Source organism: Paenibacillus swuensis (genome assembly GCF_001644605.1).
GTDB lineage: Bacteria > Bacillota > Bacilli > Paenibacillales > DY6 > Paenibacillus_N > Paenibacillus_N swuensis.
In genome coordinates this window covers 3,194,604-3,221,562 of sequence record NZ_CP011388.1, presented here as the reverse complement: position 1 = coordinate 3,221,562, position 26,959 = coordinate 3,194,604, and the positions used below count along the sequence as shown (strand labels likewise).

Sequence of the window (26,959 nt, the reverse complement as noted above, 5' to 3'; positions counted from 1 at the left end):
AATGAGACGGATCTTACAATGAATATGGGTGTTTCATGCCTACGAAGTCAACTCGTGTTTCTCGGCAACCGGCTCATACTTCCCCGGCCAAAAGGCGCGTTTGCCCAGCAAAGTAGTTAATGCCGGAACAAGGAACGGCCGAACGATGAACGTGTCAAGCAGCACGCCGATCGCCGTGATCAAACCGAAGTGGACCAGCACTTGAATCGGCAATGACGCCAACACGGCAAATGTTCCTGCAAGGATCAAACCGGCGGAGGTGATTACGCCTCCGGTTTGGGCAACACCATCTTTAATGGCTTGGTTCAGCGGCATGGTGCGGCGCTTCTCCCAAATGCTTGAAATCATAAAGATGTTGTAATCCTCACCTAAGGCAACAAGGAAGACAAAGACGTACAACGGAATGGAACCTTGAATGAAGTCAGCGCCCATACCGTAGTGAATGATGATCCAACCGATGCCAAGTGCCGAGAAATAGGACAGGAGTACCGTGCCCATCAGATACAACATGGCGACGATCGAGCGCAAGTAAACCACTAGAATGAATGCTATCAAGACAATGACAACAGGAATAATACGCGCGGTGTCGCTTTCGGTTGTTTCCTTCGTATCTAGCTGATCAGCGGTTTGACCGCCAAGAAAGACGTTGTCCGCAGCATTCGTAACCCCTGCGTCCGCAAGCGATTTCTCTACGGCTCCGCGCAAGTCGGGCAATCGATCCATCGCTTCGTTCGAGTACGGATTCATCGTAAATTCTACATCGTAGGCAACGATGTTAGGATCCACGGCCCCTTTTACGGGTTCCCCCACTTTGGACACATAGTCCAGACCTTCCAACCCGGATTTCAGATCAATGGTCTTACCCTCCGTATCCACCATCACCTTCACCGGCGCTAACTCGCCCTCGGAGAATTGCTTACCGATCAGGGAGAAGCCTTCCCTGGAAGGTATATCTTCAGGGAACGATGACAGCGTGTCGAAGTTGATTTTCACTTGGGTGGCGAAGGAAGCCATCGCCCCGAGCAGAATCAAGGTAACTAGTGTCACTGCCCACGGACGGCGGGTCACCAGGCTGCCTACCGCACGCCCCAGCTTGCCTTCCTGTTTCAGCTTAGGCTCAGGCTTGCCTTTCTTGCGAGCCCGCTCCCGCTGCATCTCAGCTGTACGAGGAACGAACGGGAAGAAGGACGCTCTGCCGAACACAGCCAACAAGGCGGGAACCAGCGTAATGCTTGCAATCATCATAATCAAAATGGACAAACTGAAAGGAATGGCGAATCGCTGATAGGAACCATATTCAGCCAGTAATAATGCAAGCAGCGATACCACCACGGTAAATCCGCTCATCGCAACAGCCCCAGTAGCCCCGGTAATGGCGCTTCGCAAAGCCGTAAAACGATTCTCTTGCTCCTTCAATTCCTGTCTGAACCTTGCCACCAAGAACAGGCAATAATCGGTTCCGGCGCCAAACAGGAGCACGGTCATAATGGAGATTCCCTGGGAATCAAAGGTGATCCAACCTTGCTCGGCTAACCATCCCAATACAGGTGAGATTACCCCATAGGCGAACCCTACTCCGATCAACGGGATGATCGCCAGAATCGGGGAACGGTATATAAGAAGCAGCAACACCAGAACTAGCAGGACGGTTGCGATCAACAAAGTTACATCCGCGGATTCAAACAATCCCGTAGCATCAATCTGAATTCCGACAGGACCGGTGACCCGGGCGCTTAGAGCGTCTCCCGACGTAATGGAAGCTTCAAACACATCGCCGCCGACAATCTCGGAAGTCTTCTCCTCGAAGAGCTCAATACTTTCCTTTAATTGTTCAACGTCCGCGCTTTTATCAAAAAAGATAGGCAACACTAACGTAGATCCATCTTCCGAGAGCTGTTGCTTCAATACAGGCGGAGGCAACTTATGCAGAGGAGGAATGAGGGTCTGGTTTGGAAGCGGGGTTGCCGTAAAGTATTCGGCAATTTGGCCCGCCTTTGTCAAATCCGCATCCTGCATCCCGCCTTCCCGATGAAACACAATTAATGCCGGCACACCGGATTCATTCGGAAACTGTTCTTTAGCCAACTTCTCCGCTACTACGGAAGGACGATCTTCTGCCAGGTTGGGAGCATTCTCCACGGTCTGACTGTTGGCTTGGGGAAACAGCATATTCAATACAACAACTAAAGCAACCCACACGATAATGGTTACCCACCGGGTTCTTTTGCCTGCAATAGCTTGACCGAAACGTCCTAAAAAATGTTCTTCTTGACTCATAACGAACTTCACTCTCCGATACAGATGAAATATTGTGCAATAAGAGCTATAATCAACATAAATGATCTGTATTAATTATATATACCGGAAGGTTAATAATCAAGCGAAAGGTGGAGACCTATGAATCAACCTCCAAAACGATCACCTGGCCGTCCACGTAAACTGGATGCCGACGACCCTCAAACCGAGTTGATCATTATGCGCGCCGCTTCAGCCGCTTTCATGCAATACGGTTACGAGAAAGTTTCTTTAATTCATATAGCGGAACAATGCAAAGTAACGAAGGCGACATTGTATTATTATTTTGACAACAAAGCCAATCTGTTCGCTAGGTCCGTCATCCGCATGTTCAATAATGTGGCGGGTCACGTTGGACGATATCTCACCATGGATTTGCCTTTGAAGGATCGGTTAACGGCCATGGCGAAAGTTCAGATGGGCAATCAGTTCGGTGAATTCGAGACGCTGATGAAGGAAGCCTCTTCGCATTTGACAGCGTTGCAAATTAATGAAATTCGGGAAGCTGAGAAAGCGATTCACCATATAATGGCCGATACGTTCCAAACGGAGATCAACCGCGGCACATTAAAGCCATCCTTGCATCCGATGGTGCTTTCTCTTGCATTTGCCTCGATGGTCATGCTGGGCACTAGAGAAATGTTGCTGGAGCTGTACAGCGGGGATTTAGACGGTGCGGCTGAGGCGGTTGTTGAGCTGTTCTGGACAGGCGCGGGAAAAAAACTGTAACTATGCGCAAAAGAGCCCACATCGTCGCAACGACCATGTGGGCTCTTTCTGGTTCTAACTCGCCACAACGGTGAACTCACCGATGCGTGAAATAATGCCTCGGAATGGCATCGTAATATCGGTGTAAGTCGAGGCCGGTACGGATTTGCTTAACTGATACAGATACTTGTAATCCGGCGCAGTCACCTGATGCATAAGAAATGCCGATCTGAACGCGAAAGGTCTGCGGTACGCGTTCAATTCCTGTATAACTTCAATCGGTGTCTTGATCCCCATTCCATGTCCGAAGAACAGGTTGTTCCCGAGCTCAATGACATTCTCGCCTTGCCACTCCGGTGTAGCCGGGTTTACGTCAGGATTTTTGAAATACAGCACATCGCCCGGAAAGCTTTCATAACCCGGTTTCGTAATGATTCTGAGATCCTCATCCGTCGTCCAGGTGTACAGCACCAAATTTTGAAAGTAAGTATCGAATAAAGGCGCTCCGATCGTTTCCAGAACCGCTTTATACATCATCATAATGATTGCAGTCGCGCACTCAAACGTATACATTTCCGAATTCAGCCATATGTCTCTGATCGCATCCGAGGACCGGACACCCGGTCTGAGCTGAAATCCTCCGTTAGGCATACGAATCCAATAGGCCGGATTGCTTTGCGATTTGGGAAAATCGCCAAACTTTACACGGCTTGCATACATTTCTTCCGCAGCTTCAACGATTTTCGTCCGCATGCGGAGTTCAAATTTCAACTGATCTTCACTCTCATAGGAAAAGGGCTGCGGGCTCTTTAATTTTTCGGATACGATATATTGTTCCAACGGCGTGAGCGGTTCCGAAACGGAATTCACCCGGTTTCCGGCAATGATAATCACGGCATCCATTCCTTCCTTCCTTCCTGTAGCCTGCAAATAATACACTATATGTAGGCGGATGTCCGGATGCCATTCATTCGTCCAAAAAAAATTACCGTTTGGGCTGCAATCGTTCAATATCCTGGCATATGCTGTGCAACCAATCATAATCCCGCGTCATGGAAGCCGCCAGTGAAAGGTTCTCAAGCTGAATAAGCTTCCAGGCATAGTTGGCATTCGCATCAAGACATAAGTCGAATTCCCGTTGCTCCTCCGCTGTCCAAGGACGATCTTTACGCAATGTCCACAGCTCCGCAAGCCTCTGGTGAAACCCGTGCATAGGGCATATTCCTCCTAATTAGATCCAAGAAGTGAGATCATACGCTTCATACGTTGCATTATTCCCATACCCAGCAAGGTCCAAACGGTTTAATTAGGTAAAAAGGTGTTCCGGACGCTTGCGCCCTTTGATTCTGTTGGTTGATCTGCGCTCTTTCCACATTTGTTTAAGCTCTTGCATGGCAGCATAATACAATTCGGCATCCGGCAAGGCCGTTTCATGTCCTTCTGAACGCGGGGACAAGGTTTGACACACCAAGTTTTCTCCCAGCTGCTCTATGTACAAAATAGGTTTCCCACGCGCTTCATCATCTGTTTCCCCGGTTGCAGCAACCCGTCCGTATATCATCCATTCGCCTTGTGAAGCGGCCTGGGCATACCAGCCCTCGCGAATCGCTACTGTACAAGAATAATAATTCCCGTTCCACCGCAAACCGTCAGCCGTAACCCATATTTCAGCAACCGAGCATGTCGGCGCATCCGTTCTATTCATTTCAATCATCCTTATATTTAACGGCATTACAGCCTGAAATCGCCCAAACGACGTTGTTCTATCTTATCAAAAAAATCCCGCTTTGAAAGGTAGAGATTGTTGGAAAATGATTTGGATTACACCATACAATGTATGTAGTATTCCTTGAACCGGCGAGGGCGGTCTTCCCTACTCAGGCCAAAAAAACCTCCTTGAGTCCGAATGTCCGTTTACAATGGACGTTCGGATCTTCAAAGAGGTTCATGGATGAATAAATTATAACGCGGTTGTCTTCTCAAGACTGTCGGCAACCGTAGGCGCTACGGACAGGTTTACCCTGTGCGCGCCTGAATGGACGGCCTCCGCCTGTACTTTGTTCCTGGGGTTGGCTACCGAGTATTTATCCATCAAGACGCCCGTGGACATCCAAATCATCTTGGGCATTAACGTCTCGCCCGCGCGAGACGCCTTCTTCTTATCGGGGGCACGGTCCTGTTGAACCCGCTTCGTCCCCTGTGGATGGAGCACGGATAAGAGAATTCGCAAATACACCTTCGTAGCTTTAGCGAACAGACCGGGCGGCATATCCTTAACATCAAAGCCCAAATGCTCCGAGCCCCGGTGAATCATGGAGATACCTAGGAGAGCCTTCGCCCCTTGATATTCGGGGTCAGCCGCAAGCCTCGACGCCATAAGCGGCAACGCCTGTTCCACCGCGCGCACGAACCGAATCGCTAAATGTAAACTTGAACGGGAGGCCAAGCTGAATTCCTTCAGGCGCTGATTGTCAAAGTGGAGCTCGACATAAGCGTCGCCTTCCCGAATTTCTTCACCGTCACGGAGCATGACGGGCTTCCCGCTATAGTTGCGTTTGCGAATGTGAAAGATAGGCTCCTCTGTCTCCAGCGTGTCCAGTCTCGCCAACACATGAAAAACCTTCTCCCAGCTGAGCCACAACCCGATAAGCAACCTCTTGTACAGAGGCAACGTAATCGGTTGCTTCCGCTTAAAGCCGTCCATCTCGTCTACGCGCACGCAATCAAACCCGCTTTCCGCGGCCGATTTCAGAAACCTTTCCAGCGCAATCAGCATCGTGCCCGGCGCTTCCTCATCCGCGCCGAAGGTTTGCCCGCAATCGTGAAGCAGGAACACTTCGCCGCCGCGCATCCGTTTCATCATTCGCTTGGTCAGCTTCTCAACGCCGACACTCTTGCGCCAATCCCCGAACATCGAAGACCACAGAATAATCTGCAGCCGTTTGGCGGAGAAATCAAACAAGTTGACCACCCCCCAAGGCGGCCGATAAAACATGGGCTTCTGACCCGTTGTTCGTTCGATGGCATCAGAAGTTAATTCAATCTGTCTTTGTACCGTTCCCGGGCGCATCAGCATGTTGCTTCTATGAACATAATTATGAATGCCTATGCAATGACCTTCGTCATGCATCCGTTTCACAAGTTCAGGATATTTCTCGGCATGGGTGCCCACAACGAAAAAAGTCGCTTTCACCCCGTACTGACTTAACAAGTCCAATAATTGAGGCGTATACTTCACATCGGGACCGTCATCAAAGGTCAGCGCGATCTGGCGGCTCTTGTTGCCTTTCTGAAACACTCGAAAACCGAAGGTCCTGCTGATTAAGCCTGGGAGGAAGGCATAAAACGTAAAGATGTAAAAAGCCCACAGCAGCAAATTCTCCATGAGTGCATTCCCCGCAATTCTGCAATGTATAATGGATATCATGAAACCCCTACTATTGTACCATAAACTTTTTTAAATATTGATGGCTTTTTCTAAAGCGTCACTTTTATAATAGAATGATAAGAAAGAATAGATAGGATATTTAATTAATATACGTTGAAGGATGTGGGTCATGCTATCGTTTTACAAAAAATATTGGAGAACCGCCTTTGACATCGCACTAATCGTGCTTACGGTCTACCTTATTATGTATGTGTTCAGTTTTGCATGGCGTATCGCGACGCCGATTTTTCTCGCGCTTGTCATTTTTGCGGTCATCGAGCCTTTTGCCAAATACCTGCATAGGAAAGGAGTCAAGAAATCTACCGCTTCGGCCTTGTCGGTCATGATCTTTACATTGCTGCTGTTAGCGGTGTTAACCGGAATCGGTGTGATCTTCACCAAACAGATTCTCGTCATGAAGGACAAGTTGCCCTTGTATGCGGATATTCTGCAGGCCCAGATCGCGGAACGCTCCATTCAACTCGAACAGCAATACAAGGATCTGGACTCAACCTATACGGACAAAATTAGGGAGTATGCCGCTGTGATTACAGAAAAAGGCGCGCAACTCGCTCAGTCGTTCCTGAACGGTCTGTTCCGATTCATCACTTCCTTCTCCACGTTCATGGTGAACTTGTTTGTGGGAATCATTCTGGCTTACTTCTTGTCCATGGAAATCAAGGACTGGCGCCGGATCGCGGATGAGAAGACGCCTCGCACCTTCAAGAGCGCCTATACTTTCCTGAAAGACAACGTGTTAATCGGTATCGGAGGGTATTTGAAGGCGCAGCTGAAGCTGATTACCATCACGTTTCTCATCATCTTCATTTCCCTGTTCCTGCTCGGTGTCAATAATGCCTTGAGCATCGCGCTTTTGTCCGCTTTATTCGATGTGCTTCCGCTGCTCGGGGTACCGGTCATCTTCGTGCCCTGGATCTTATATCTGGTCATCGTGGGCAACACGACGCTCGCCATCTGGTTAACGGTTCTGCTTGTAGTTGTCATGTTATTCCGCCAATTGCTGGAACCGAAGATTATGGGAGATACGTTGGGGGTTTCGGCGTTCACGACGCTTAGCTTCGCGATTATCTCGTTATCCTTATTCGGTGTCGCGGGCATGATTCTGTCCCCGGTGCTGATCATCCTGCTTAAAGCGCTATGGGACCAAGGGTATCTTAAACGCTGGATCCGGATGCCCAAGGATGAGTTTGGAAGCTCGGGTACCAGCTTGGAAGAACTTAAGCGCCATTGATCGCATTAAGATTGCATCCCCGCCAAGAAATTCGAGGATCTTCAGATCTTCCCTTGGCGGGGTTTTTTCGTGTTCGCGGCGCGAGGTACGGACGCCTGAAAGTGTCCTTCGCCTGAAGTGAAGCCCTTATCCCTTTGGCTCAGTTTGGCTCAGTAATCCGCCAGAATGTCCATGACCCCCTTGAACAGCCGCGTCGCTTGATGGCTCGCCTCCGGAGACGCGTCCTTTACCAGGACGCTTACCGCAAACCGCGGCTTGTCCGCCGGTCCGTACCCGATGAACCACTGGTTCACCCGGCGCACCCCGCCGCTGACAACCTGCGCGGTCCCGGACTTGCCCGCGAGAGCCCACTTCGCGTCCCGGAGCGATGCCCCCGTCCCCTCCGTGACAACCCCGCGCATCCAGCCCCGCAATGTCGCGGCTGTCGCTTCTGAGATGGGCGCTTCCCCCGCAAGCCGCACCTCGCGCCCACCAAACACCGCCATCGTATCGCCGTTCGCGTACTCGACCCGGTTCACCAGCTGCGGCGAACGCACCTCGCCGCCTCTGGCAACGGCAGCGGCCATGGAGGCGGCCTGCAGGGGCGAGAGCAGCACATCGCGTTGGCCGATGGCTGTCTGGGCCAGCACGCCTCCGTCCGTGCGCGGTGTACCCTTCGCGAACAGTTGGCCAGCTTCCTCGCCTTCGAACATCCGCAAGGCCGACCCGTCCAGCACGGACGCTCCGCTCCAGCCGATGTTACCGCTTAAGCCCAACTTGTGGGCATAGCGCTCGATCGTGTTTGCGGATAAGCGTGCCGCGACCTTCGCAAAGACCACATTGCAAGACTGCGCGAACGCCTCCTTAAAGGTCAGCCTTCCGTGGCCGCCGTGCTTCCAGCAGGACAATCCGTATTTCCCCAGCTCCCCGGAACACTCGAAGCGCTCATGTTTATCCACGACACCCTCTTCCAATGCGGCTGAAGCGATCACGGTTTTGAAAATCGAACCGGGTGTCACAGCTTTCACCGCCGCATTCGCCCAGCCTTTATCCTGTTGCACGATCGTATAAGGATCGTATACGGGGCGTGATGCAGAAGTAAGCACTTCCCCCGTAACTACATCCATGACGACAACAGCCCCTTTAGACAGCCCCTCGCGTTCCAGATAAGCTTCAATTCGGCCTTGCAGCTTAGCGTCTAAAGAAGTGATCAGGTTCAGCGGGTAATAAGCCGAGGTGGGCCGAACAAGGCGCATATGCAGTCCTTGCAGCGGTTGCTTCTTAGCGTCCGTATAGAAGGACACCGACGAAGCGCCGACACCGCGCAAATAAGGTTCAAACGCTTTCTCTAATCCGGATGCGCCGACTTGGGCATCTTTGGACAAGAGACCGCCGTGGATTTGTTCCGCGTATAACGCCAGTAAATGCTCTGGATGCTGACTGACGAAGCCGATGGCATGGCTTCCGTTCATTCCCTCCGGATACCGCCTGACATACGGCATCACCTTCAGATTAGGCACCTTTAGGGAGCTGATGGTCTTCTCCTGATCAGCGGTAAGAGCTGTTGGCTGTTTATCTCCGGGTTTACGCCAGAATTGCGGCTCCTTCACCTCCCCAAACGCCTTATGCCAATAGTCTTCCGTTGTGCCCAACGCATGGCTCAACTTGGCGATTTGCTCCGCACTTCCCTGATAATGCTTCGCAACGGGAGTAACCACAAGCACGCGCTGCCATTCGCTTGTAAAGGGAATGCCATTCCGGTCTTTGATGATCCCGCGGCCGCTGTTTAACACAATACCTTTCTCGCGCTGGCGGACCGATTCCGAAACCAAATCTATATTCCGGCTTGTGAAATGATGCGCGGTGATGACTTGAATCCACATCAGTCTCCCGCCGATGATGATTAGAATTAAGGATACCGATGCTAGTAAAACAAACATTCTGCGTTTCATACTGTGACCCCCGAAAGCCTTTTTACTCACAGTATGAACATAAAAAACCGCTTCAAATCGCTTCGAAGCGGAAACCATTACACGTTTTCTATTCCGTTCTGAATTTGTTCAGCGTTTCTTTTAACTCCGAGGAAACATTCTCAAGCTGATGAGAGAGTCTAACCAAGCCTTCACCGATATTTAACTGCTCTATGCTAAGCGAGGCTACTTCCTCTGAAGTGGCTGACGATTGTTGCGCTACGGCGCTTACGTTGGTCATGGCCTCCGTCAACACATGCTGTGTTTGGTTTAAAGCTTCAATCGAGTCCGTAGCGTTTCCCAATGTGGAAATGAACTCCGACATTTGTCCGTTCACCGTACGGAAGATCTGATCCGCTTCTTTAACGGATTGAATCTGTTCCTGAAACATCGGATAGGCCTCGGACAGTAAAAGCACCGTTTCGTTCATTTCCTTCTGGATCGTCTCTGTGATTTGTCCTACAACATCGATGGACTGCTTCGTCTGATCCGCCAGATTCCGAATTTCATCGGCCACTACCATAAAACCTTTTCCCGCGGCTCCTGCTCGCGAGGCTTCAATGGTAGCGTTCAAAGAAAGGATGTTCGTTTGCTTCGTCATGTTGTTTAACACATCCAGTATTTTGCGGATGGATTGCGTGCTGGTTTTCAAGTTCTCCACTTTATCAATCATAGAGCGTGTCATCTGTTCGGTTGCGTTTGTTTTTGTAATCAAATCACCCATATAGCCTGTTCCGGTTTCGCTGTTCCCCCGGACTTCACCGGCGGATTTCACCATACGCTCGTTGGAATCCATGACCTGCTGCATCTGGGAACCGATACTGTAGGTGATGTCGTTGCCCCGCTCCGCTTCTACGGCCAAGGACGTTGCGCCATTCGCGATTTCTTCTGTCGCAACCGAAATTTCACGAGCCGATACCGCTGTAGTTTTCGAAGCGTTGGACAGCTCTTGAGCCGTCATCAGCACTTCCTGCGCCGATTTGTTCGTCTGTTGAACAAGCTGTGTAATCTTAATCATCATCTGATTAAAGCTGGTCCCCAGCTCCCCAATCTCATCCTTGCGCTTCATGTTGGTGCGCACCGTCAAATTTCCTTGTTCTCCCGCTTGCATTAAGTTACGCATTTCCACCAAGGGCCCGCCGATTCTTCGGGCCATGATATATCCGATTAAGCATGCCACTACAGCCGCAATTAGCGCAATAAGCAAAGTATAATTCCAGATGTATCTGGTGTCTTTGACAAGCTCTTCCTCCGGAACCTCCGACATAACCAACCACGGCGCGGAACTGAGCTTCTCATAAACAACAAGCTGCTTAGTGCCTTGATCCGTAAAATTACCTTCCCCTGCCTTCATCTGCTCTTCCGTAAGCTGCACCTTGGCCACGTTCAATATTTCTTTAGGATTGCTGGATGCCTGAATTTTCTGGAATTCCGATATTAAATTAACCGAACCTGCGGAACTCCCCTTGAGTTCCGTCATTTCCTGATCCAGCAACTTCGAATTGAACTCAATCACCATGAGATATTCAGATACACCCGTGTTGATATTTTTCATGACCCTGCCCAGAGCATATCGCGGAGGACTGGTCATGGAACCGTAACCCTTTGCCGAAGTTCCAAGCCAAACCAGCTTGCCGTTGCTGTCTGTGACCGTCTTGTACCACGACTGTTTCTTAAGTTCCGGATTGAGACCGCTGCTTGTTGAGAAGAGGGGTTCACCTTTGGCACTTTCAAAGTGAATCGCGCCTATATCCGAATTGGACAAAAGCATGCTTTGCATCTTCTTATCCAGCTTGGTACCGTAGTCGAAACGCAAGTAATCATCGGCTTTAGGATCTTTGATTGTAGCTAGCAACGTCTGAACTTCGGCGTCCAAAAACAGCTGCATGGACAACTCCTCATGTCCCCTGAAGATCATGTCCAGCTTACCTGCGGCTTGTCCGATTGCCGTCTGATTGGATTCCGCTACTTTGCGTTTAATAACATCCGCCGCGATTTTATAGGAGGTTAACCCTACCGCGAACACAAAGACCAGTGTGCTTGCGATTAACACCATGGAAATGCGCATACCAACCGAGCGAAAAGGATTCCCTATGGAAAACCTTGGCTTCGCCGAAATTTTCTCTGTCTGTTTCATTTCAAACCCCCGTCTGTCTCTTATAATCTTACGTATGATGTTAATTTTATCCTATTAAAATATGGACTTTGTGTAAAGCCCTAATTTTGACAAACTCATCCAATGTAATCGCTTTCTATTCTATTATTCGCCAAAAATCGTCAAATTTCCTTCTTCAAGTTTTACTTTTTTCCACAAAAAAATACCCCTAAGCTGATCTGCTTAAGAGGTATTCGGAATCGATTAGTGATTCTTTTTACGCATCATATCAAAATACCGCACCGGCTGGTCGGTCTTAAACCTCACCATTTGCATCGGGTGTCTCGCAGCTTCCAAACGATTTCCCTGCGTATCGTATAGTTCGCCGACGATTTGCTTAAAGGAACGACCGCCCGGACCAAAAAATTCAACGGATTGTCCCGGTTTGAAGTGATTACGCTGCTGGATTTCCGCCATGCCTGTGGTTTCATCATAAGACATAACCAAGCCCGCGAAATCGTAAGCCGCCGCTTTATCTTCTTCGATGTAGATGTGATCTTCATGGTCCGGTGTATCATAGAAAAACCCGGTATTTAAAGGTCGGTTTGCCGCCTTATTGATTTCCTCCGCCCATTCCGGACGGAGAACATAGTTGTCGGGATCATTGAAGTAAGCGTCGATAGCCTGCCGATAGGCGTTCACCACGGTAGCCACATAATGAATGCTTTTCATTCGACCTTCAATTTTAAAAGAATCCACTCCCGCATCAATCAGGTCCGGAATGTGATCAATCATCGCCATGTCCTTCGAGCCCATCGTAAACGGGTCAACCTCATCTGCAACTAAAGGAGCCTGTCCTTCATCGTGCAGATCATATTTCCAACGGCAAGACTGACAGCAACCGCCGCGATTGGAATCCCGATCCGTGAAGTGGTTGGACAGCACGCAACGACCGGAATAGGAGGAACACATAGCGCCGTGGATAAACACTTCAATTTCGATATCTACTTTATTTTTGATCATTATGATGTCTTGTAAACTCGCTTCCCGCGCAAGCACAACTCTCGTCAGTCCTTCTTCTTTCCAGAACTCGACGGCCTGCCAATTCATTGTTGACTGCTGCGTACTTAAGTGGACCTCTAGCTTGGGAGCCACCCGCTTCGCCGTTTCGATAATGGAAGGATCGGCAGCGATGATGGCAGCGATGCCCGCGGCTTCCAAGTTGCGTAAATACGCTTCAATCCCTTCAATATCTTCATTATGCGCGTAGATGTTCGTGGCCACAAATACCTTAGCGCCGTATTGCTTGGCGAATTCAACGCCTTCCCGCATCTCATCAAAGGAGAAGTTATCCGCATTCGAGCGCAACCCGTACTTCTGACCGCCGATGTAAACGGCGTCTGCTCCATAATGCACCGCAAACTTTAGCTTCTCCAAGTTCCCGGCGGGAGCCAGAAGCTCAGGTTTAGCCAACCGGTTTCTGTGCGCTTTGGCCCTGCGTTGCAGCGTGGATTGCGCTTGTTCCAGTGTTGATGCCATTAGGTTTCACCTCTTACAATCAATATGAAATTCTTGATTTTGGATTAATACACTTGCTCTTTATAGAAAAATCCGTAGGATAGTTCTCTCTCAGGGTCTTGTACAGCCTGTATGCCTTCTAACCATTCATCATTGAATTCATACCCCTCCGGGTCAGCGATATAAGCATCGATAACTTTGCGGTAAGCGCGTATGACAGTTTCGTTATAGCTTTGGCTTTTCAGCAGGGTTTCAATCTTAAGGCTATCAATCCGCTCCTCCATCAATTCATGGAGATTTTCCAGCATGCAGATATCGTCACCGCTCATAATATGTGTCCCGTTAGCATCTTCGTAAACCGGATATCTTTCATCTTGACGCTCTTTCTCGATTAAGTACAGGCCGCTGTCGCTGACGGAAGAGACTTCCGCCGCGTCATGCTTGCTTTCCTGTACATGGTCCATATAACTTCTTACCAGATTGCGCTTGGAGTGATATATATTCGTGATTCCGTGTACCTGAACTTGCACGTCCAACTCAGCTTTCTGTTTAAACTCCAACACTTGTTCCATATTCAGTTCACGCGCCAGAACGACCCGAACCGCGCCTTTGCTCCCCCAATAATTGGCGGTTACATAGTTGGTTGAGGTCATCTCCGCATTCCAATGCAGCTTTAGTTCAGGCGCATGTTTACGCACAGCCATAATTACAGCGGGATCCCCGAACACAACCCCGTCCACACCCGCTTGCGAAAGCTCTGCAAGATATGACGGCAATTGTTCCAACAAGACATGATCCATAATTGTATTCACCGACACATATACCTTGGCATGATGTTCATGCGCGATCTGTACGGCTTCCTTTAATTGATGTTCGAGAATATCGCCCGGAAGACGCATGCCGAATCGGGCTTCACCGATATTTACCGCATCCGCCCCGGCATGAATATAGGCCGATACTTCCCTTAACGAACCTGCCGCCACCAGCAGTTCAGGTTTATTTCCATTCATCTGCCACACCTCTTAAACTCAATCATTCGCCAATTGATTGCTGATTTCTATATTTTTCTGATGCTGCTTGAACGTCTCCGCGAACAGATGTGTGCGGGTACCGTCCTTTTTGGTAACATAGAATAAAAATTTGGAAGGCTCCGGGTAAATCGCCGCTTTAATGGAGGCCAGACTCGGATTGGCAATCGGACCGGGCGGTAATCCAGAATGAAGATAGGTGTTATAAACGCTCTCTAACTCCAGATCTTTATAAAGCAATCGAGCTTTAGGTTTATCGAACAGATATTGAACGGTCGCATCAATCTGCAATCGCATTTCATCCGCCAAACGATTATAGATTACACCCGCGACCAATGGTCTTTCCTGATCCGCAATTACCTCGCGCTCAACCAGAGATGCTACCGTCAACATCTCGTGAAAGGTTAGCTTCCGCTTGTCTTTCATCGTGGTTTCCCAATCCGCGGGCAATTGTTCCAGCTTGGATTTCAGCTCCTGCGTCATCCGTACAAGAATATCCTGTTCCGTGCTCCCTTTCTTAAACTCGTAAGTTTCCGGAAACAGATAACCTTCCATCGGGAACTTAAGAACCGCTCCCTTAGGTATTGTTTGCGCAAGCTCGGGCGCGATCGCATCCGGATTTTTGGCGGCTTCCAGAAATACTTTACGGTCCGCGATTCCTTCCAATGCCAGCTTATCCGCAATTTGTCTCAAGGTGTAGCCCTCAGGGATCGTGAAACGGGTTGTCTCCTCTTTCACGGTGTCCCCGCGATTAATTCGGTCTATGATCTGGTCAAGGGAGACACCTGGCTTAAACGCGTAAGTGCCCGCCTTGAACTTGCTTCCTTCGTTACGGTACTTTAAATACACAAGAAATAAATCCGCGTTTCGAATAAGACCCTGTTTCTCCAGAGTGTCAGAAATCGCACGGGAGCCCATCCCCTGTTCAATGGTAATTTTTACTTCTTCATTGGATTTAGCTGCGGGTGAGAGACCGTTGCTTACATAGCCGTATACTGCAGCAGCAAGGACAATCACACCGATCAACAAACCGATTAACCATTTCTTGTATGCTCTCAAACGCAAATCACCTCAGCAACTCCTAAACAAATATTATGGCTTAAAATAAGGAAAAAAGGACGGAATCCCGTCCTCTTCATCCATAGACTCCTATGCTTCATTGTCCGTTTCGGTCGCTGCGAAAGCCATTTCGTCGTAAATGTCGAACATATTATCCCATTCATCATCGTCTTCAATGGTTTCAAGCTCCATCTTGCCGTCCTCGATGAGCACACGGAAGATAAGAACATCATCTTCCTTCTTGAGCTCCTCCGATTGCAATACAGCATAGTTGTTGGAAGCTAGTGCGAATTCAGCAAGAAGCGTGTAAACTACGGATTCCTCTTGCTCATCCGTCAGAATGACTTCAGCGCCGTAAATATCTCTTAGCAAAGTTGTGGGCTGGGCGTCACCCAGTTGAAATTCGGTCATTTGGAATCTTCCTCTTCCTGTTCTGCCAATAATGTATTAAAGGTCTCTTCCACCATATTCCATTCTTCTTCATCTTCAATGGTATACAGCTTCAGATCGTCTTCTTCCTCTTCGTAACGGAAAGCGTAGACTTCGTCCTCTTCCTCGCTGTCGCTTTCTGTAGGAACGACGAGCATATACTTCTTGTCCGAGTTGTCCACCTCGAATTTCATGACAACTTCGAATTCTTCCTCGTTGCCCTCTTCATCCGGAATATAAATCAATTCCGGCTCTTCGATCGGATCTGTAGCTTTTGTCATGGTTATCGTCCCTTTCCTTCGTCTATTTGGAGTCCAAATAATTCTGAAGAATGAATGCTGCCGCGATCTTGTCAACGACCAATTTCCGTTTCTTACGTGATACATCGGCTTCCAGTAACGTGCGTTGCGCGGATACCGTGGTAAGCCGCTCATCCCATAAACGAACCGGCACTTGTAGTATTTGCCGAATTTCCTCTGCAAATTCCATACACTTCTCAGCTCTTGGGCCGATGGTCCCGTTCATGTTCTTGGGCAAGCCCACTACAATCTCCTCAACGCCGTACTCGGCAACCAGCTCTTGTAACCGTCCCAGATCAAAATCCTGATGCTCGTTCTTGCGACGAATAACTTCGAGCCCTTGCGCGGTCCACCCCAGCTCATCGCTTAGGGCTACACCGATCGTTTTGTCACCGTAATCCAAGCCTAATATTCTCATGCAACCGCTCCGAAATTTATTTGTGCTGCGTCAGGTATGAACGTACAAGCTCCTCAATCAACTCATCGCGTTCCACCTTGCGGATCAAGCTTCTCGCGTTGTTATGACGCGGTATGAAAGCCGGGTCTCCCGAGAGTAAGTATCCGACAATCTGATTAATCGGGTTATACTCTTTCTCCACTAACGCATCATACACCGTCAGCAATACTTCCTTGGCGGAAGCTTTCTCCGCATCCTCCGCATTGACTTTAAATTGCATAGTCTGGTCCATGGAACTCATACCGGCACCTCCGCGATATTCAAATTGAAATGACCAATTCATGGTTCTATAACTATTGTCCGCTATATTTGGAATTTTCTCAAGTGAAAATAAGGCTAAAGATCAAATTATCCGTGAATTTGCGCAACGACCTGATCCACATAAGCCAAGGCCTCTTTCAGCTTGCCTGGCTCTTTGCCCCCGGCTTGCGCCAGATCCGGACGTCCCCCGCCGCTGCCGCCGCAACGCGCCGCGACTTCCTTGATAATCTTCCCGGCATGATAACCCTGACTGATTAAATCCGGACTCACGGCTGCCACCAAATTCACTTTCTCGTTATCCGCAGCGCCCAGTACAATGATCGCGGACCCAAGCTTGGATTTCATCTCATCGACGATATTACGCAAAGAATCCATATCACCGGCGTTAACCTGTTCAGCCAACAACTTTACACCGCCGACTTCACGAACTTGGCTGCTCAGCGAGCCCGCTTCAATGTGACTTAGTTTGGAACGAAGAGATTCGTTCTCACGTGTCAGCTCTTTCCCTTGTTGCAGGGCCGCTTCCACTCGTTTAGGCACATCATGGACATTGGATTTCAGAAGTCCCGCGGCTTGCTTTAAAGTATCAAGCAGACCGTCCATGTAGAGATACGCTTGTTTGCCTGTTACGGCTTCGATCCGGCGCACACCGGAACCGATGCCGCTCTCGCTTACCAGCTTGAACAATCCGATCTGGGCCGTATTGGCGACATGGCACCCGCCGCACAATTCAAGCGAATAGTCACCGACTTGCACAACCCGAACCGTGTCCCCGTACTTCTCGCCAAACAAGGCCATAGCGCCCATTTCTTTAGCTTCGGTTAACGACTTCGTTGCAATGTTCACATCCGTGCTCTTCCAAATCTGTTCATTGACTCGGCGCTCGATATCGGCAAGCTCCTCTTGTGTAATTGAACCGAAGTGGGAAAAGTCAAAGCGAAGACGTTCCGGCTCCACCAGGGAACCCGCTTGATTTACATGGTTGCCCAAGACATCTTTCAACGCTTTGTGAAGCAAGTGGGTCGCCGTATGATTTTTCACGATATCTTCGCGCAAATCGCGGTAAACCATCGCTTCCACTGTCGCGCCCGTGCGCAATACGCCATGTTCAATGCGTACCGTGTGGACATGTTGTCCTTGCGGAGCTTTGCCGACTTCTTCAACAACAGCGCGAAAGCCGTCGCCTTTAATTACGCCGCGGTCGCTCACTTGCCCTCCGCTCTCAGCATAGAACGGCGTGCGGCTCAGCACAACCTTGCACACTTCACCTGTGCCGACTTCTTCGGCCAGGGCATCCTCGAACACAACGGCAGCAATACTAGCATTCGTTACCAAATCATTATACCCCGTAAACTCGCTTTTAACCTCCAGCTCAGACAGGGCGCCGCCTTGGATTTTCATGCTTTCCGTTTCCTGGCGCGCGTTACGTGCACGCTCACGCTGCTGTTGCATAGCTGTGTCGAAACCTGCACGATCGACCGTCATTTGACGCTCCGCCGCGAACTCTTCCGTCAAGTCGAACGGGAAACCATACGTGTCATAAAGCTTAAACGCATCGGCCCCGGACAATTCCGAACGGCCTTCGCTTTGCGCCCCGTCAATCATCTGACCGATAATCGCCAGTCCGTCGGAAAGCGTCTCATGGAAGCGTTCCTCTTCCGTCCGAATCACTTTCTCAATGAACTCGCTCTTGTCTACAACTTCAGTATAGTAAACACCCATAACGTCCCCTACAACCGTCGTTAAGCGATGCATAAACGGCTTGTCCATGCCCAGCATCTTGCCGTAGCGAACGGCGCGGCGCAGCAATCGGCGGATGACATAGCCGCGGCCTTCGTTGGAAGGCAGAACGCCGTCTCCCACCGAGAAAGCAACGGTGCGAATATGGTCGGCAATAACCTTAAAAGCAACATCCAGTTCATCGCTTGTTCGATAAGCCACGCCTGTAAGTTTGGCGGTTTCCTGAATGATGGGTTGGAACAAATCCGTGTCAAAGTTGGAATCAACATCCTGCAAGATGGACGCAAAGCGCTCAAGACCCGCGCCCGTATCAATGTTCTTGTTCGGAAGCGGCGTATAGGACCCGTCTTTGTTATGATTAAATTGCGTGAATACCACGTTCCAGACTTCCAGGAAACGCTCGTTTTCACCGCCCGGCCAACATTCCGGGTCGTTCAGATCACCGTATTTGTCTCCGCGATCGTAGAAAATTTCAGTACAAGGTCCGCAAGGGCCTTCGCCGATGTCCCAGAAATTATCACTGCCCAGCTTATAGATTCGCTCTTGCGGAAGTCCGATCTTGTTATTCCAAAGTTCAAACGCTTCTTCATCTTCTTCATAGACCGTTACGGAAATGCGTTCAGGATCGAATCCGATCCATTGCGGACTTGTAAGAAACTCCCAAGCCCATGTGATCGCATCTTCCTTAAAATAATCTCCGATGGAAAAGTTGCCGAGCATCTCGAAGAACGTGTGATGACGGCGGGTTTTGCCGACGTTCTCAATGTCGTTCGTGCGAATACATTTCTGCGAATTCGCAATCCGCGGATTATCCGGCTTCACCCGTCCGTCGAAGTAGGGCTTTAGCGGCGCCATACCTGCATTGATCCAGAGCAAGGAAGGATCGTTATGCGGCACTAAAGAAGCGCTGGGCTCAATGTGATGACCTTTGCTTGCGAAGAAATCCAACCACTTTTGACGAATATCACTTGCTTTCATAATGAACCTTACCCCCTAATGTAGTAGACAATAATGGATTCCAAAGATAAACAAACAAAAAACGCCCCTGTTTATAGAAACAGGGACGATATAGAATCGCGGTACCACCCTGGTTATTGTCCCCAACGAGTAGGGTCAATCGCCTTAGTCGGCCGTTAACGGGGCCAGAAATCCGACGGACGTTGGCGTCCGCACTCCGAAATGAGCGTTCAGCCGCCCGCATTATGGGACTCTCGCACCCTAGGAGTCCGTTCTCTGAATAACGCAAGCAGGCTTACTGTATTTCGTCTTCGATTTAACTATTTATGTCCAAATTATATCGGCCGGGAAAGCGCTTGTCAAATCCCATCCGGTCCAAGGTTAAGCGGTATTTCGCCTGATGTAATAAGCAAATATGTGTTGTACTACCACCTTAAGGGCCGCAAAGAAAGGAACAGCCAGAATCAACCCGATCACACCCGCCAGCTCACCGCCTACCAGTAAAGCAAATATGATGAATAACGGATGCATATGAAGGGTTCTTCCCACCACTTGCGGTGAAACTACATTTCCTTCAAGCACTTGGCAGAGGAGGTTTACGAGAATAACCAACATCACCATTTTTAATGACACCGTGGAAGCCATCAGAATTGCCGGCGCCGCCCCGAAGAAGGGCCCAAGATACGGAATAATGTTGAAGACCGCTACAACGCTCGCAAGCAACAAAGCATAGGGCATCCCTACCGCCCAGTAACCGATATAAGCGAACATGCCGATGATAATGCACACAATAAACTGGCCCCGGATGTAATTGCCCAGCGCGGTATCAATATCAATCAGCAGCTTGACCGTACTTCTGCGATGCCTCTTCGGCACGGTGGCGATGACCGTTTTCTCGATTAGCTGAAAGTCCTTGAGAATATAGAACGCCAGAAACGGAATGACAAAAGCAATAAAAATGGTATTGATGATATTCCCGATTCCGTCCAGAAAGGTTGTCATTTGCGTGGAGACCATCGTTTCCATTTTGTACAGAGAATTGTTGATGCCTGATCTTACGCTCCCCGGTAACATCGTATTATCGTTGAAATCGCTGACCAAGGATTGCGCGCGAAATGTAAATTCCGGCAAATGCTCGTTCAGTTCCTTCACTTGACTGATAAAAATCGGAATTAAGTTCATAAGGACGACTACTGCAGAAGTAATGAACACAGCATAAATCAACAACACCGCTACCGTTCGGGGGACTTTTCTCGCATTTAATAAAGTAACGACGGGATTCAGCACATAGGAAACAATCAGGGCAATCAGGAACGGAGCCAACACGGCGCGGAGGAATATGTATATATTCATAAACAGTGGCTTGATTTGCAAGAGCATGTACACAATAATGATGCTGAGTAAAACATAAATCAATACCCGAAACAATTTACTGCTTGTAAAACGTTCCATGAACACACCACCTTGGCCTAAGCTCCTTTCAGTATATGTACAACCCTATGGATTTCATTCATTTTCTGAAAAAGCGAGTCTTTCCTACGGGCAAAATGAAAAAGCCGAACCGAAGTCCGACTTTAACGTTCATCTATAATTAGTTGGCGTGAACTTCAGGCATATCATCCTCGAAGAACAGGTCATCCAGCGAGCTTAACGTTCCGTCTTCTTCTACTTGATAGACTGACATCTTCTCACCGTTCACCGTCAACTCGATAAAGCAACCCCAGCAGTAAAACTGATGGGAACCGATCTTCCCAATATCCTTGGAATTGCAGTTCGGACATCTCATCATCTAATCACCCTCATCGCTTTATTGTGACGATTTCCTCCAGGGCGTCTTCGCTCTCCGCCGGTACCACAATCGTATCATCACCGATTGTCACGGTCTCCGGCAAGCGCATCCACTTGCGCCCCTCTTTCAAATCGGAGATAAATCCATCCGTTAATTCTAATCCTATCATCTTTGTTCCCAGTTCCGGGTCAAAGTAAACGTCGCTGATCAATCCCAGTTGATTTCCCGTGACTGTCATCACCGACATTTCTTTCAGCTTCTTATTGCCGGAAAGGAAGGCGATCCAAGGATTCGTTTCTTCAAAGGAGCGGATAACCAACTCATTCGGGATGGTAACCGCATCATCCCCGAATCCCGCAATGTCTTCCCAAGCAATAAACCGGGATGAAGAAAACCAATGCTTGGCGTCGATCGTTACAGCCTTGAGTTCCTGATCGGCGCTTAAGAAAATATCATTTACTTTACCTAACTTCTTGCCGGATTCCACGTCGATCACAGGCAAACCGATAATTTCCTGTACTTTACGAATCATCCGCTCACCTCCCGGCTCTATTTATTTACGGACTCGATCCAATATGGTTTCGATCTTCCGCACCACAATGTCGATTTCTTCCGATGTGGTTCCACGCCCGAAGCTGAATCTGACTGCCGAACGCATAACATCATTGGGAAGTTCCATAGCCTGCAGCACATGTGAGATTTCAAGAGAACCCGAAGTACAGGCTGAACCGCTTGCGGCCGCAATGCCTTCCAGATCCAGATTCATAAGCATCGTCTCGGCGTCGATCCCGATAAAGCTGACATTCAGAATATGCGGTAACACTTCTGTCGGATGTCCGTTAACAACATATCGTTCCGCGCCGAGTCTTTCGGACAGCTGTTCCAAAAACCGATTTCGAAGTCGCAACATCAGAGATCGTTTCTCTTCCAATCCGTTCATACTTAGTTCTACGGCTTTGGCAAACCCGATAATACCTGCTACATTCTCTGTGCCTGCCCGGCGTTTACGTTCCTGCATCCCGCCAAACTGCTGAGCCTGGATGCGGACTTGCTTCCCGATATATAAAGCGCCTACTCCCTTGGGACCGTTAATTTTGTGAGCCGAAAAGCTCATTAAATCCACAGGTAAGTCCTTAAGTGAGATAGGCAGGGAACCCAGAGCCTGAACCGCGTCAACATGAAATAATACTCCGTTCTCACGGGCAAGGCGTCCGGCCACATCTATAGGCTGAACCGTACCGACTTCGTTGTTACCGTACATGAGACTCATCAGAAAGGTTTGTGAGTTGAGATTAGCTTCGACATCTTCTATAGAAATTTTACCCAATATATCTACGGGTAAACAAGTAAGTCCATATCCAAAATTTGTTAGCTGCTCGCATGGGTGAAGCACGGCATGGTGCTCGATACGGGAGGTGAGTATTCCTTTGCGGTCCGTTGTGTTGGCGGCGGCGGCACCGATAATCGCCAGATTATCGCTTTCCGTGCCGCTGCCGGTGAAGATCAGCTCCGAAGGCTCGCAGCCGATCGCGGCGGATATGAGGTCTCTTGCCCGGTTTAACGCTTGCTTGGCCTCACGCCCATAGGCATGTACGGAGGACGCGTTGCCGAATTGCTCATGCAGGTAAGGAAGCATAGCTTCCGTTACCAGGGGATGCACCGGCGTTGAAGCCGCATGGTCCATATAAATCCGTGTCTGCTTCATATTGTCACCTATATGTAGAACATATAGCTGTCTCGCTTGCCCTCGTCCTGAAACGAAATCAACTGAGCTAATGTTGTTGAATCCAATACTTCGGCAATACTGTCGCGAATCCGAACCCATAAATCCCGTTTGGCGGGATCATCTTCTTCCGTGAAGTCCACCGGTGAGATGGGACCTTCCAGGATTCTGATAATATGCCCTGCCGTAATTTCTTCCGGCAGTTTGGAAAGAATATAACCGCCGTAAGCTCCTCGCACACTTTTCACTAAACCGGCATTGCGTAATGGGGCAACCAGTTGCTCCAGGTAGTGCTCAGACAGACTGTTCTTCTCGGCGATGCTTTTCAGAGAAATCGGGCCGTCACCGTAGTTTCTTGCCAATTCCATCATAATGGTCAGGCCGTAACGGCCTTTTGTGGAAATCTTCAAAGGGGACACCTCATTCTGGACATAATTGTCTCTATAATTTCATCATTGCCCGAAAAGGCGAAATTAAATACAAGTAACCCTATCATCTATATATGTTATCATATTTTCATAGAAAATCTCTACAAAATTGATTCCTAAATTGGGAAAAATTTTATTATAACCTATTCCGCATGATTCCACAATCTTCGACAGCGAATGGAATGATAAACGGGAAATATGCTACACTGTAATTCAGCTACACATTCCTATTGAAAAGCGGGGTATTACCATGGTAACAGACAATTCATCCACCCGCGTCGTCGTGGGCATGTCCGGCGGCGTTGATTCCTCCGTCACGGCCCTTGTATTGAAAGAACAAGGCTACGACGTCATCGGCATCTTCATGAAAAACTGGGATGATACAGACGAATTCGGTCACTGTACCGCGGAAGAGGATGCGGAAGACGTCCGACGCGTATGTGATCAAATCGGCATTCCATACTATACCGTAAATTTCGAGAAGCAATATTTCGATAAAGTATTCGCCTATTTCCTGGACGAGTATCGCAAAGGCCGGACCCCTAATCCGGATGTCATGTGTAACCGCGAAATTAAATTTGGTGAATTTTTGCAAAAAGCGCTGGATTTAGGAGCTGACTACATCGCCACGGGACATTATGCCCGGGTTGTGGAACAAGAGGGAGAGTTTAAACTGCTGCGCGGTGTTGACGCCGGTAAGGACCAGACATACTTCTTAAATGCCTTGAACCAGTATCAATTGTCCAAAGCGATGTTCCCGATCGGACACTTGCCTAAGCCGGAAGTGCGGGCGATCGCGGAGCGTGCCGGGTTGGCAACCGCCAAGAAGAAGGACAGCACCGGGGTCTGCTTCATCGGCGAACGAAACTTCAAGGAGTTTCTCAGCGGTTATCTGCCGGCCAAGGGCGGCGATATGGTGGATGTCCGCTCAGGCGAAGTCAAGGGACGCCATGACGGCTTGATGTATTATACGCTGGGCCAGCGTCAGGGCCTCGGCATTGGCGGCTCCGGCAACGGCGAGCCTTGGTTCGTCTCCGGCAAGGATTTAGAGACGAATACGCTCTACGTTGTGCAAGGCGACGACCATCCGAGCCTGTATTCGGACGGCCTGCTAGCCGAAGGCGTGCGCTTTACGAGCGACCGCGAGTTAACTTCGCCGCTGCGCTGCACGGCGAAGTTCCGTTACCGTCAGCCTGACCAAGGCGTAACGGTTGTACCGCTCGGCGACGGCCGTTGCGAGGTGAAATTCGATGCACCGCAGAAAGCCATAACGCCGGGCCAAGCCGTCGTATTCTATGACGGGGAGCAATGTCTGGGCGGCGGTACGATTCAAACCGTGCGTATGGCGGCGGAAGTGAAATAAAGGTTTTACAAGAAAAGAACGAATTCGCAGAAGGCGAATTCGTTCTTTTTTGTGAGTGCTGGAAAGTTATTCCCTATTCAACGACAGATCAACTCTGTATTCATCCAAAGCTCGGTGAAAGCGATGAAACGGAGCGGTCATCTCCAGAATTTTTTTGTGGATTTTGCGGCAATAGGCCGGGTCGTCCCTGTAAATGTCGATACATTCAATATTTTTATCGATTTTTTCACGCAGCTTGATGAGATAGCCTTCGGCTGAGTTCGCTTCTGCCACATCGTTCAAATCGAGGGCAAACGCTTCGCTGATTTGCTGAAAGTCCGGGGAAGACAAGATTTTGGAATTAGACATAAAAAAGAATTCAGGTGTGAAATCCTTGCGATAATCTTGGCCCGGCACCTGAATCCAATAATCATTCCAGGCATCCAGCAAGTTCAACTCAAACAATATATATTTCAAAAATCCGCACAACCAAGCCGTGCAGCTGATATTCCTCTGTTGACACCCTACACCGTTTCGAAGCAAAGGGCAATCCGCGCAACAAGAGCCGCCTTGCCCGATACATATTTGACAAATACGGTCGGTTCCGGCATCGCGCAAATATTGAACTCCTGTCTCAATCACCAGTTCCCTGCTGGTAAGCTGCATGTCAGCCCACAAATCATGCGAAGCCGGGGAAGTGTCTAGGGTATCTTTTGTTCGTTGTCGCATACTTCCCCTCCTCCTCGGTTATCTGACATTGCGTGCAGTTGTAAATTCGGTTATTTGTTGTGTTAGGTTGTGTGATGTTATAGATTTTTACGCCTGTGCTGGTTAAGTTTAATTTTCTCTTCCATGCCCTGCTCTGTCGCGCGATAGAACGACTGGCCGTCCAACGCATCCGGCAGATACTGCTGCTTGATATAATGTCCCGGATAATCGTGAGGGTATTGATAGCCGACATGACCCAGCTTCTCGGCGCCTTTGTAGTGGGCATCCCTCAGGTGATGCGGAACCTTGGCTTCACCGACGCGATCGAACGCGGCGTAGATGTTGCCGATGGCGACGGTCACGCCGTTCGATTTTGGGCTTTCCACCGCGAACAGGATCGCCTGCGCGATGACTAGCCTCGCCTCCGGCCAGCCTATCTTGTGATAGGCGTCCATCGCGGTGACGGATTGGACCAGCGCCTGGGGGTTGGCGAGGCCGATGTCTTCGCTGCTGGCGACAATTAAACGCCGCAGGAAGGTCATGGGATCCATGCCGAGCTTCTCGACGGCATAGAGGAACCAGAACAACGCGGCGTCACTGGAGCCGCGGATGCTCTTGTGGAACGCGGAGAGGACGTCGTATTGGGTCGACTCGTCCGCGCGGACGGTCGGCCTGCGAATCGATTCCTCCGCGACTTCCAGCGTGACGGCGATCGTGCCGTCGGGCTGCGGCGGGGTCGTCAGCGCGGCGAGCTCGAGCGCGTTTAGGGCGCGGCGGATGTCGCCGCCGCTCATGCGCGCGATGTGCTCGAGCGCAGCGTCTTCGGCGCGCAGCGGCAACGCGCCGAGACCGCGCTCGCGGTCGGCGAGCGCGGCCCGCATGGCGAGCAGTGCGTGCTCATGCGTGAGGCCGTGCAGCTCGAACAGCGTCGAGCGTGACAGCAGCGCCCCGTTCACGTGGTGGAACGGATTCTCGGTGGTCGCGCCGATGAAGATGATCGTGCCGTCTTCCACTGCCGGCAAAAGCGCATCCTGCTGCTTCGTATTGAAGCGATGGACCTCGTCCAGAAACAGAATGGTTTTGCGGCCGTAGAGATCCCGGGTGTTTTTGGCGCCTTCAATGACCTCACGAACATCCTTAACAGATGCATCTACCGCATTAAGCTTGATAAACTCCCCTTGAGTTTTGTTTGAAATGATATGCGCAAGCGTTGTCTTTCCAGTCCCCGGGGGACCATATAGCAGAATTGAGGTCACTTGATCCGCTTCAATGGCGCGCCGCAGCAATTTTCCCGCTCCCACAATATGCTCTTGACCAATATATTCTTCCAATGTCCGGGGACGCATCCGGTCTGCCAACAACCGTCCTGCCCCTTTATTCGAATTGTCATATGTAAATAAGTCCATAACCTTCACACCTTTGCTGATCAATGCTCCCATTTTACCACAAAGAAGCTGGTTGGTGCGTATGGGCGTCGAACAATGCTTTATAGAGC

The 26,959-nt window shown here is 49.6% G+C and carries 25 protein-coding genes; 3 read left to right on the top strand and 22 right to left on the bottom strand.

Annotated elements, in window-relative coordinates:
- Positions 1-39 precede the first annotated feature (39 nt).
- Entirely contained in the window at positions 40-2,277 is a 2,238-nt protein-coding gene (locus SY83_RS14165) for an MMPL family transporter (protein ID WP_068607556.1), read from the bottom strand.
- 120 nt (positions 2,278-2,397) lie between these two features.
- Between SY83_RS14165 and SY83_RS14160 the strand changes: the two genes are divergently transcribed.
- On the top strand, positions 2,398-3,024 hold the full coding sequence (locus SY83_RS14160) for a TetR/AcrR family transcriptional regulator (RefSeq protein WP_068607554.1): 627 nt from the start codon (positions 2,398-2,400) through the stop codon (positions 3,022-3,024).
- Between the two features lie 54 nt (positions 3,025-3,078).
- On the opposite strand, the gene SY83_RS14155 is transcribed toward SY83_RS14160, so the two are convergent.
- The 4 genes from SY83_RS14155 to SY83_RS14140 form a co-directional block, all read right to left on the bottom strand.
- Entirely contained in the window at positions 3,079-3,942 is an 864-nt protein-coding gene (locus SY83_RS14155; protein ID WP_197479861.1) for a protein-glutamine gamma-glutamyltransferase, read from the bottom strand.
- 46 nt (positions 3,943-3,988) lie between these two features.
- Entirely contained in the window at positions 3,989-4,216 is a 228-nt protein-coding gene (locus SY83_RS14150; protein ID WP_068607552.1) for a DUF7667 family protein, read from the bottom strand.
- Positions 4,217-4,309: 93 nt separating this feature from the next.
- Complete coding sequence (locus tag SY83_RS14145) at positions 4,310-4,708, bottom strand: hypothetical protein (RefSeq protein WP_068607549.1); 399 nt, start codon at positions 4,706-4,708, stop codon at positions 4,310-4,312.
- A gap of 255 nt (positions 4,709-4,963) precedes the next feature.
- Positions 4,964-6,430, bottom strand: coding sequence for a polysaccharide deacetylase family protein (locus SY83_RS14140; RefSeq protein ID WP_157279863.1), 1,467 nt, complete (start codon positions 6,428-6,430; stop codon positions 4,964-4,966).
- A gap of 130 nt (positions 6,431-6,560) precedes the next feature.
- Here SY83_RS14140 and ytvI point away from each other — a divergent pair, with 130 nt between their 5' ends.
- Positions 6,561-7,682 (top strand): sporulation integral membrane protein YtvI, encoded by a 1,122-nt coding sequence (ytvI, locus tag SY83_RS14135; protein WP_068607545.1) that lies wholly within the window; start codon positions 6,561-6,563, stop codon positions 7,680-7,682.
- 149 nt (positions 7,683-7,831) lie between these two features.
- Here ytvI and SY83_RS14130 read toward each other — a convergent pair whose 3' ends face one another.
- The 15 genes from SY83_RS14130 to cymR form a co-directional block, all read right to left on the bottom strand.
- Positions 7,832-9,613, bottom strand: coding sequence for a peptidoglycan D,D-transpeptidase FtsI family protein (locus tag SY83_RS14130; RefSeq protein WP_068607543.1), 1,782 nt, complete (start codon positions 9,611-9,613; stop codon positions 7,832-7,834).
- 88 nt (positions 9,614-9,701) lie between these two features.
- Entirely contained in the window at positions 9,702-11,768 is a 2,067-nt protein-coding gene (locus SY83_RS14125; RefSeq protein WP_068607541.1) for a methyl-accepting chemotaxis protein, read from the bottom strand.
- Positions 11,769-11,990: 222 nt separating this feature from the next.
- Positions 11,991-13,265, bottom strand: coding sequence for a peptidase U32 family protein (locus tag SY83_RS14120; protein ID WP_068607539.1), 1,275 nt, complete (start codon positions 13,263-13,265; stop codon positions 11,991-11,993).
- Positions 13,266-13,309: 44 nt separating this feature from the next.
- Positions 13,310-14,254, bottom strand: coding sequence for a peptidase U32 family protein (locus tag SY83_RS14115; RefSeq protein WP_068607537.1), 945 nt, complete (start codon positions 14,252-14,254; stop codon positions 13,310-13,312).
- 18 nt (positions 14,255-14,272) lie between these two features.
- On the bottom strand, positions 14,273-15,337 hold the full coding sequence (gene mltG / locus SY83_RS14110; RefSeq protein WP_231891255.1) for an endolytic transglycosylase MltG: 1,065 nt from the start codon (positions 15,335-15,337) through the stop codon (positions 14,273-14,275).
- Between the two features lie 84 nt (positions 15,338-15,421).
- Positions 15,422-15,742 carry a DUF1292 domain-containing protein gene (locus tag SY83_RS14105; RefSeq protein ID WP_068607535.1) on the bottom strand — a complete coding sequence of 107 codons (321 nt, stop codon included), beginning with the start codon at positions 15,740-15,742 and terminating at the stop codon, positions 15,422-15,424.
- Positions 15,739-16,041, bottom strand: coding sequence for a DUF1292 domain-containing protein (locus SY83_RS14100; RefSeq protein ID WP_068607533.1), 303 nt, complete (start codon positions 16,039-16,041; stop codon positions 15,739-15,741). Before SY83_RS14100 ends, SY83_RS14105 begins: the two co-directional genes overlap by 4 nt.
- Positions 16,042-16,063: 22 nt before the next feature.
- A complete protein-coding gene (ruvX, locus tag SY83_RS14095; RefSeq protein ID WP_068607532.1) occupies positions 16,064-16,477 on the bottom strand; it encodes a Holliday junction resolvase RuvX in 414 nt (137 codons plus the stop codon).
- Between the two features lie 16 nt (positions 16,478-16,493).
- Positions 16,494-16,757 carry an IreB family regulatory phosphoprotein gene (locus tag SY83_RS14090; RefSeq protein ID WP_068607530.1) on the bottom strand — a complete coding sequence of 88 codons (264 nt, stop codon included), beginning with the start codon at positions 16,755-16,757 and terminating at the stop codon, positions 16,494-16,496.
- Between the two features lie 107 nt (positions 16,758-16,864).
- Positions 16,865-19,495: an alanine--tRNA ligase gene (gene alaS / locus SY83_RS14085; RefSeq protein ID WP_068607528.1), complete on the bottom strand. Its 2,631-nt coding sequence runs from the start codon at positions 19,493-19,495 to the stop codon at positions 16,865-16,867.
- Between the two features lie 360 nt (positions 19,496-19,855).
- Positions 19,856-20,926 (bottom strand): AI-2E family transporter, encoded by a 1,071-nt coding sequence (locus SY83_RS14080; protein ID WP_068607527.1) that lies wholly within the window; start codon positions 20,924-20,926, stop codon positions 19,856-19,858.
- A gap of 139 nt (positions 20,927-21,065) precedes the next feature.
- Positions 21,066-21,263 carry a hypothetical protein gene (locus SY83_RS14075; RefSeq protein ID WP_068607525.1) on the bottom strand — a complete coding sequence of 66 codons (198 nt, stop codon included), beginning with the start codon at positions 21,261-21,263 and terminating at the stop codon, positions 21,066-21,068.
- 10 nt (positions 21,264-21,273) lie between these two features.
- Entirely contained in the window at positions 21,274-21,795 is a 522-nt protein-coding gene (locus SY83_RS14070) for a PRC-barrel domain-containing protein (protein WP_068607523.1), read from the bottom strand.
- Positions 21,796-21,816: 21 nt separating this feature from the next.
- A complete protein-coding gene (locus SY83_RS14065; RefSeq protein ID WP_068607521.1) occupies positions 21,817-22,968 on the bottom strand; it encodes a cysteine desulfurase family protein in 1,152 nt (383 codons plus the stop codon).
- A gap of 8 nt (positions 22,969-22,976) precedes the next feature.
- On the bottom strand, positions 22,977-23,396 hold the full coding sequence (gene cymR, locus SY83_RS14060) for a cysteine metabolism transcriptional regulator CymR (RefSeq protein WP_068607519.1): 420 nt from the start codon (positions 23,394-23,396) through the stop codon (positions 22,977-22,979).
- Between the two features lie 268 nt (positions 23,397-23,664).
- On the opposite strand from cymR, the gene mnmA reads away from it, so the two are divergent.
- Positions 23,665-24,777 carry a tRNA 2-thiouridine(34) synthase MnmA gene (mnmA, locus tag SY83_RS14055; RefSeq protein WP_068607517.1) on the top strand — a complete coding sequence of 371 codons (1,113 nt, stop codon included), beginning with the start codon at positions 23,665-23,667 and terminating at the stop codon, positions 24,775-24,777.
- 66 nt (positions 24,778-24,843) lie between these two features.
- Here the strand turns inward: mnmA and SY83_RS14050 are convergent, their stop codons facing one another.
- Together SY83_RS14050 and SY83_RS14045 are read right to left on the bottom strand one after the other, a co-directional pair.
- Positions 24,844-25,485, bottom strand: coding sequence for a hypothetical protein (locus tag SY83_RS14050; protein ID WP_068607515.1), 642 nt, complete (start codon positions 25,483-25,485; stop codon positions 24,844-24,846).
- Between the two features lie 77 nt (positions 25,486-25,562).
- Entirely contained in the window at positions 25,563-26,870 is a 1,308-nt protein-coding gene (locus SY83_RS14045) for a replication-associated recombination protein A (protein ID WP_068607513.1), read from the bottom strand.
- Positions 26,871-26,959 lie beyond the last annotated feature (89 nt).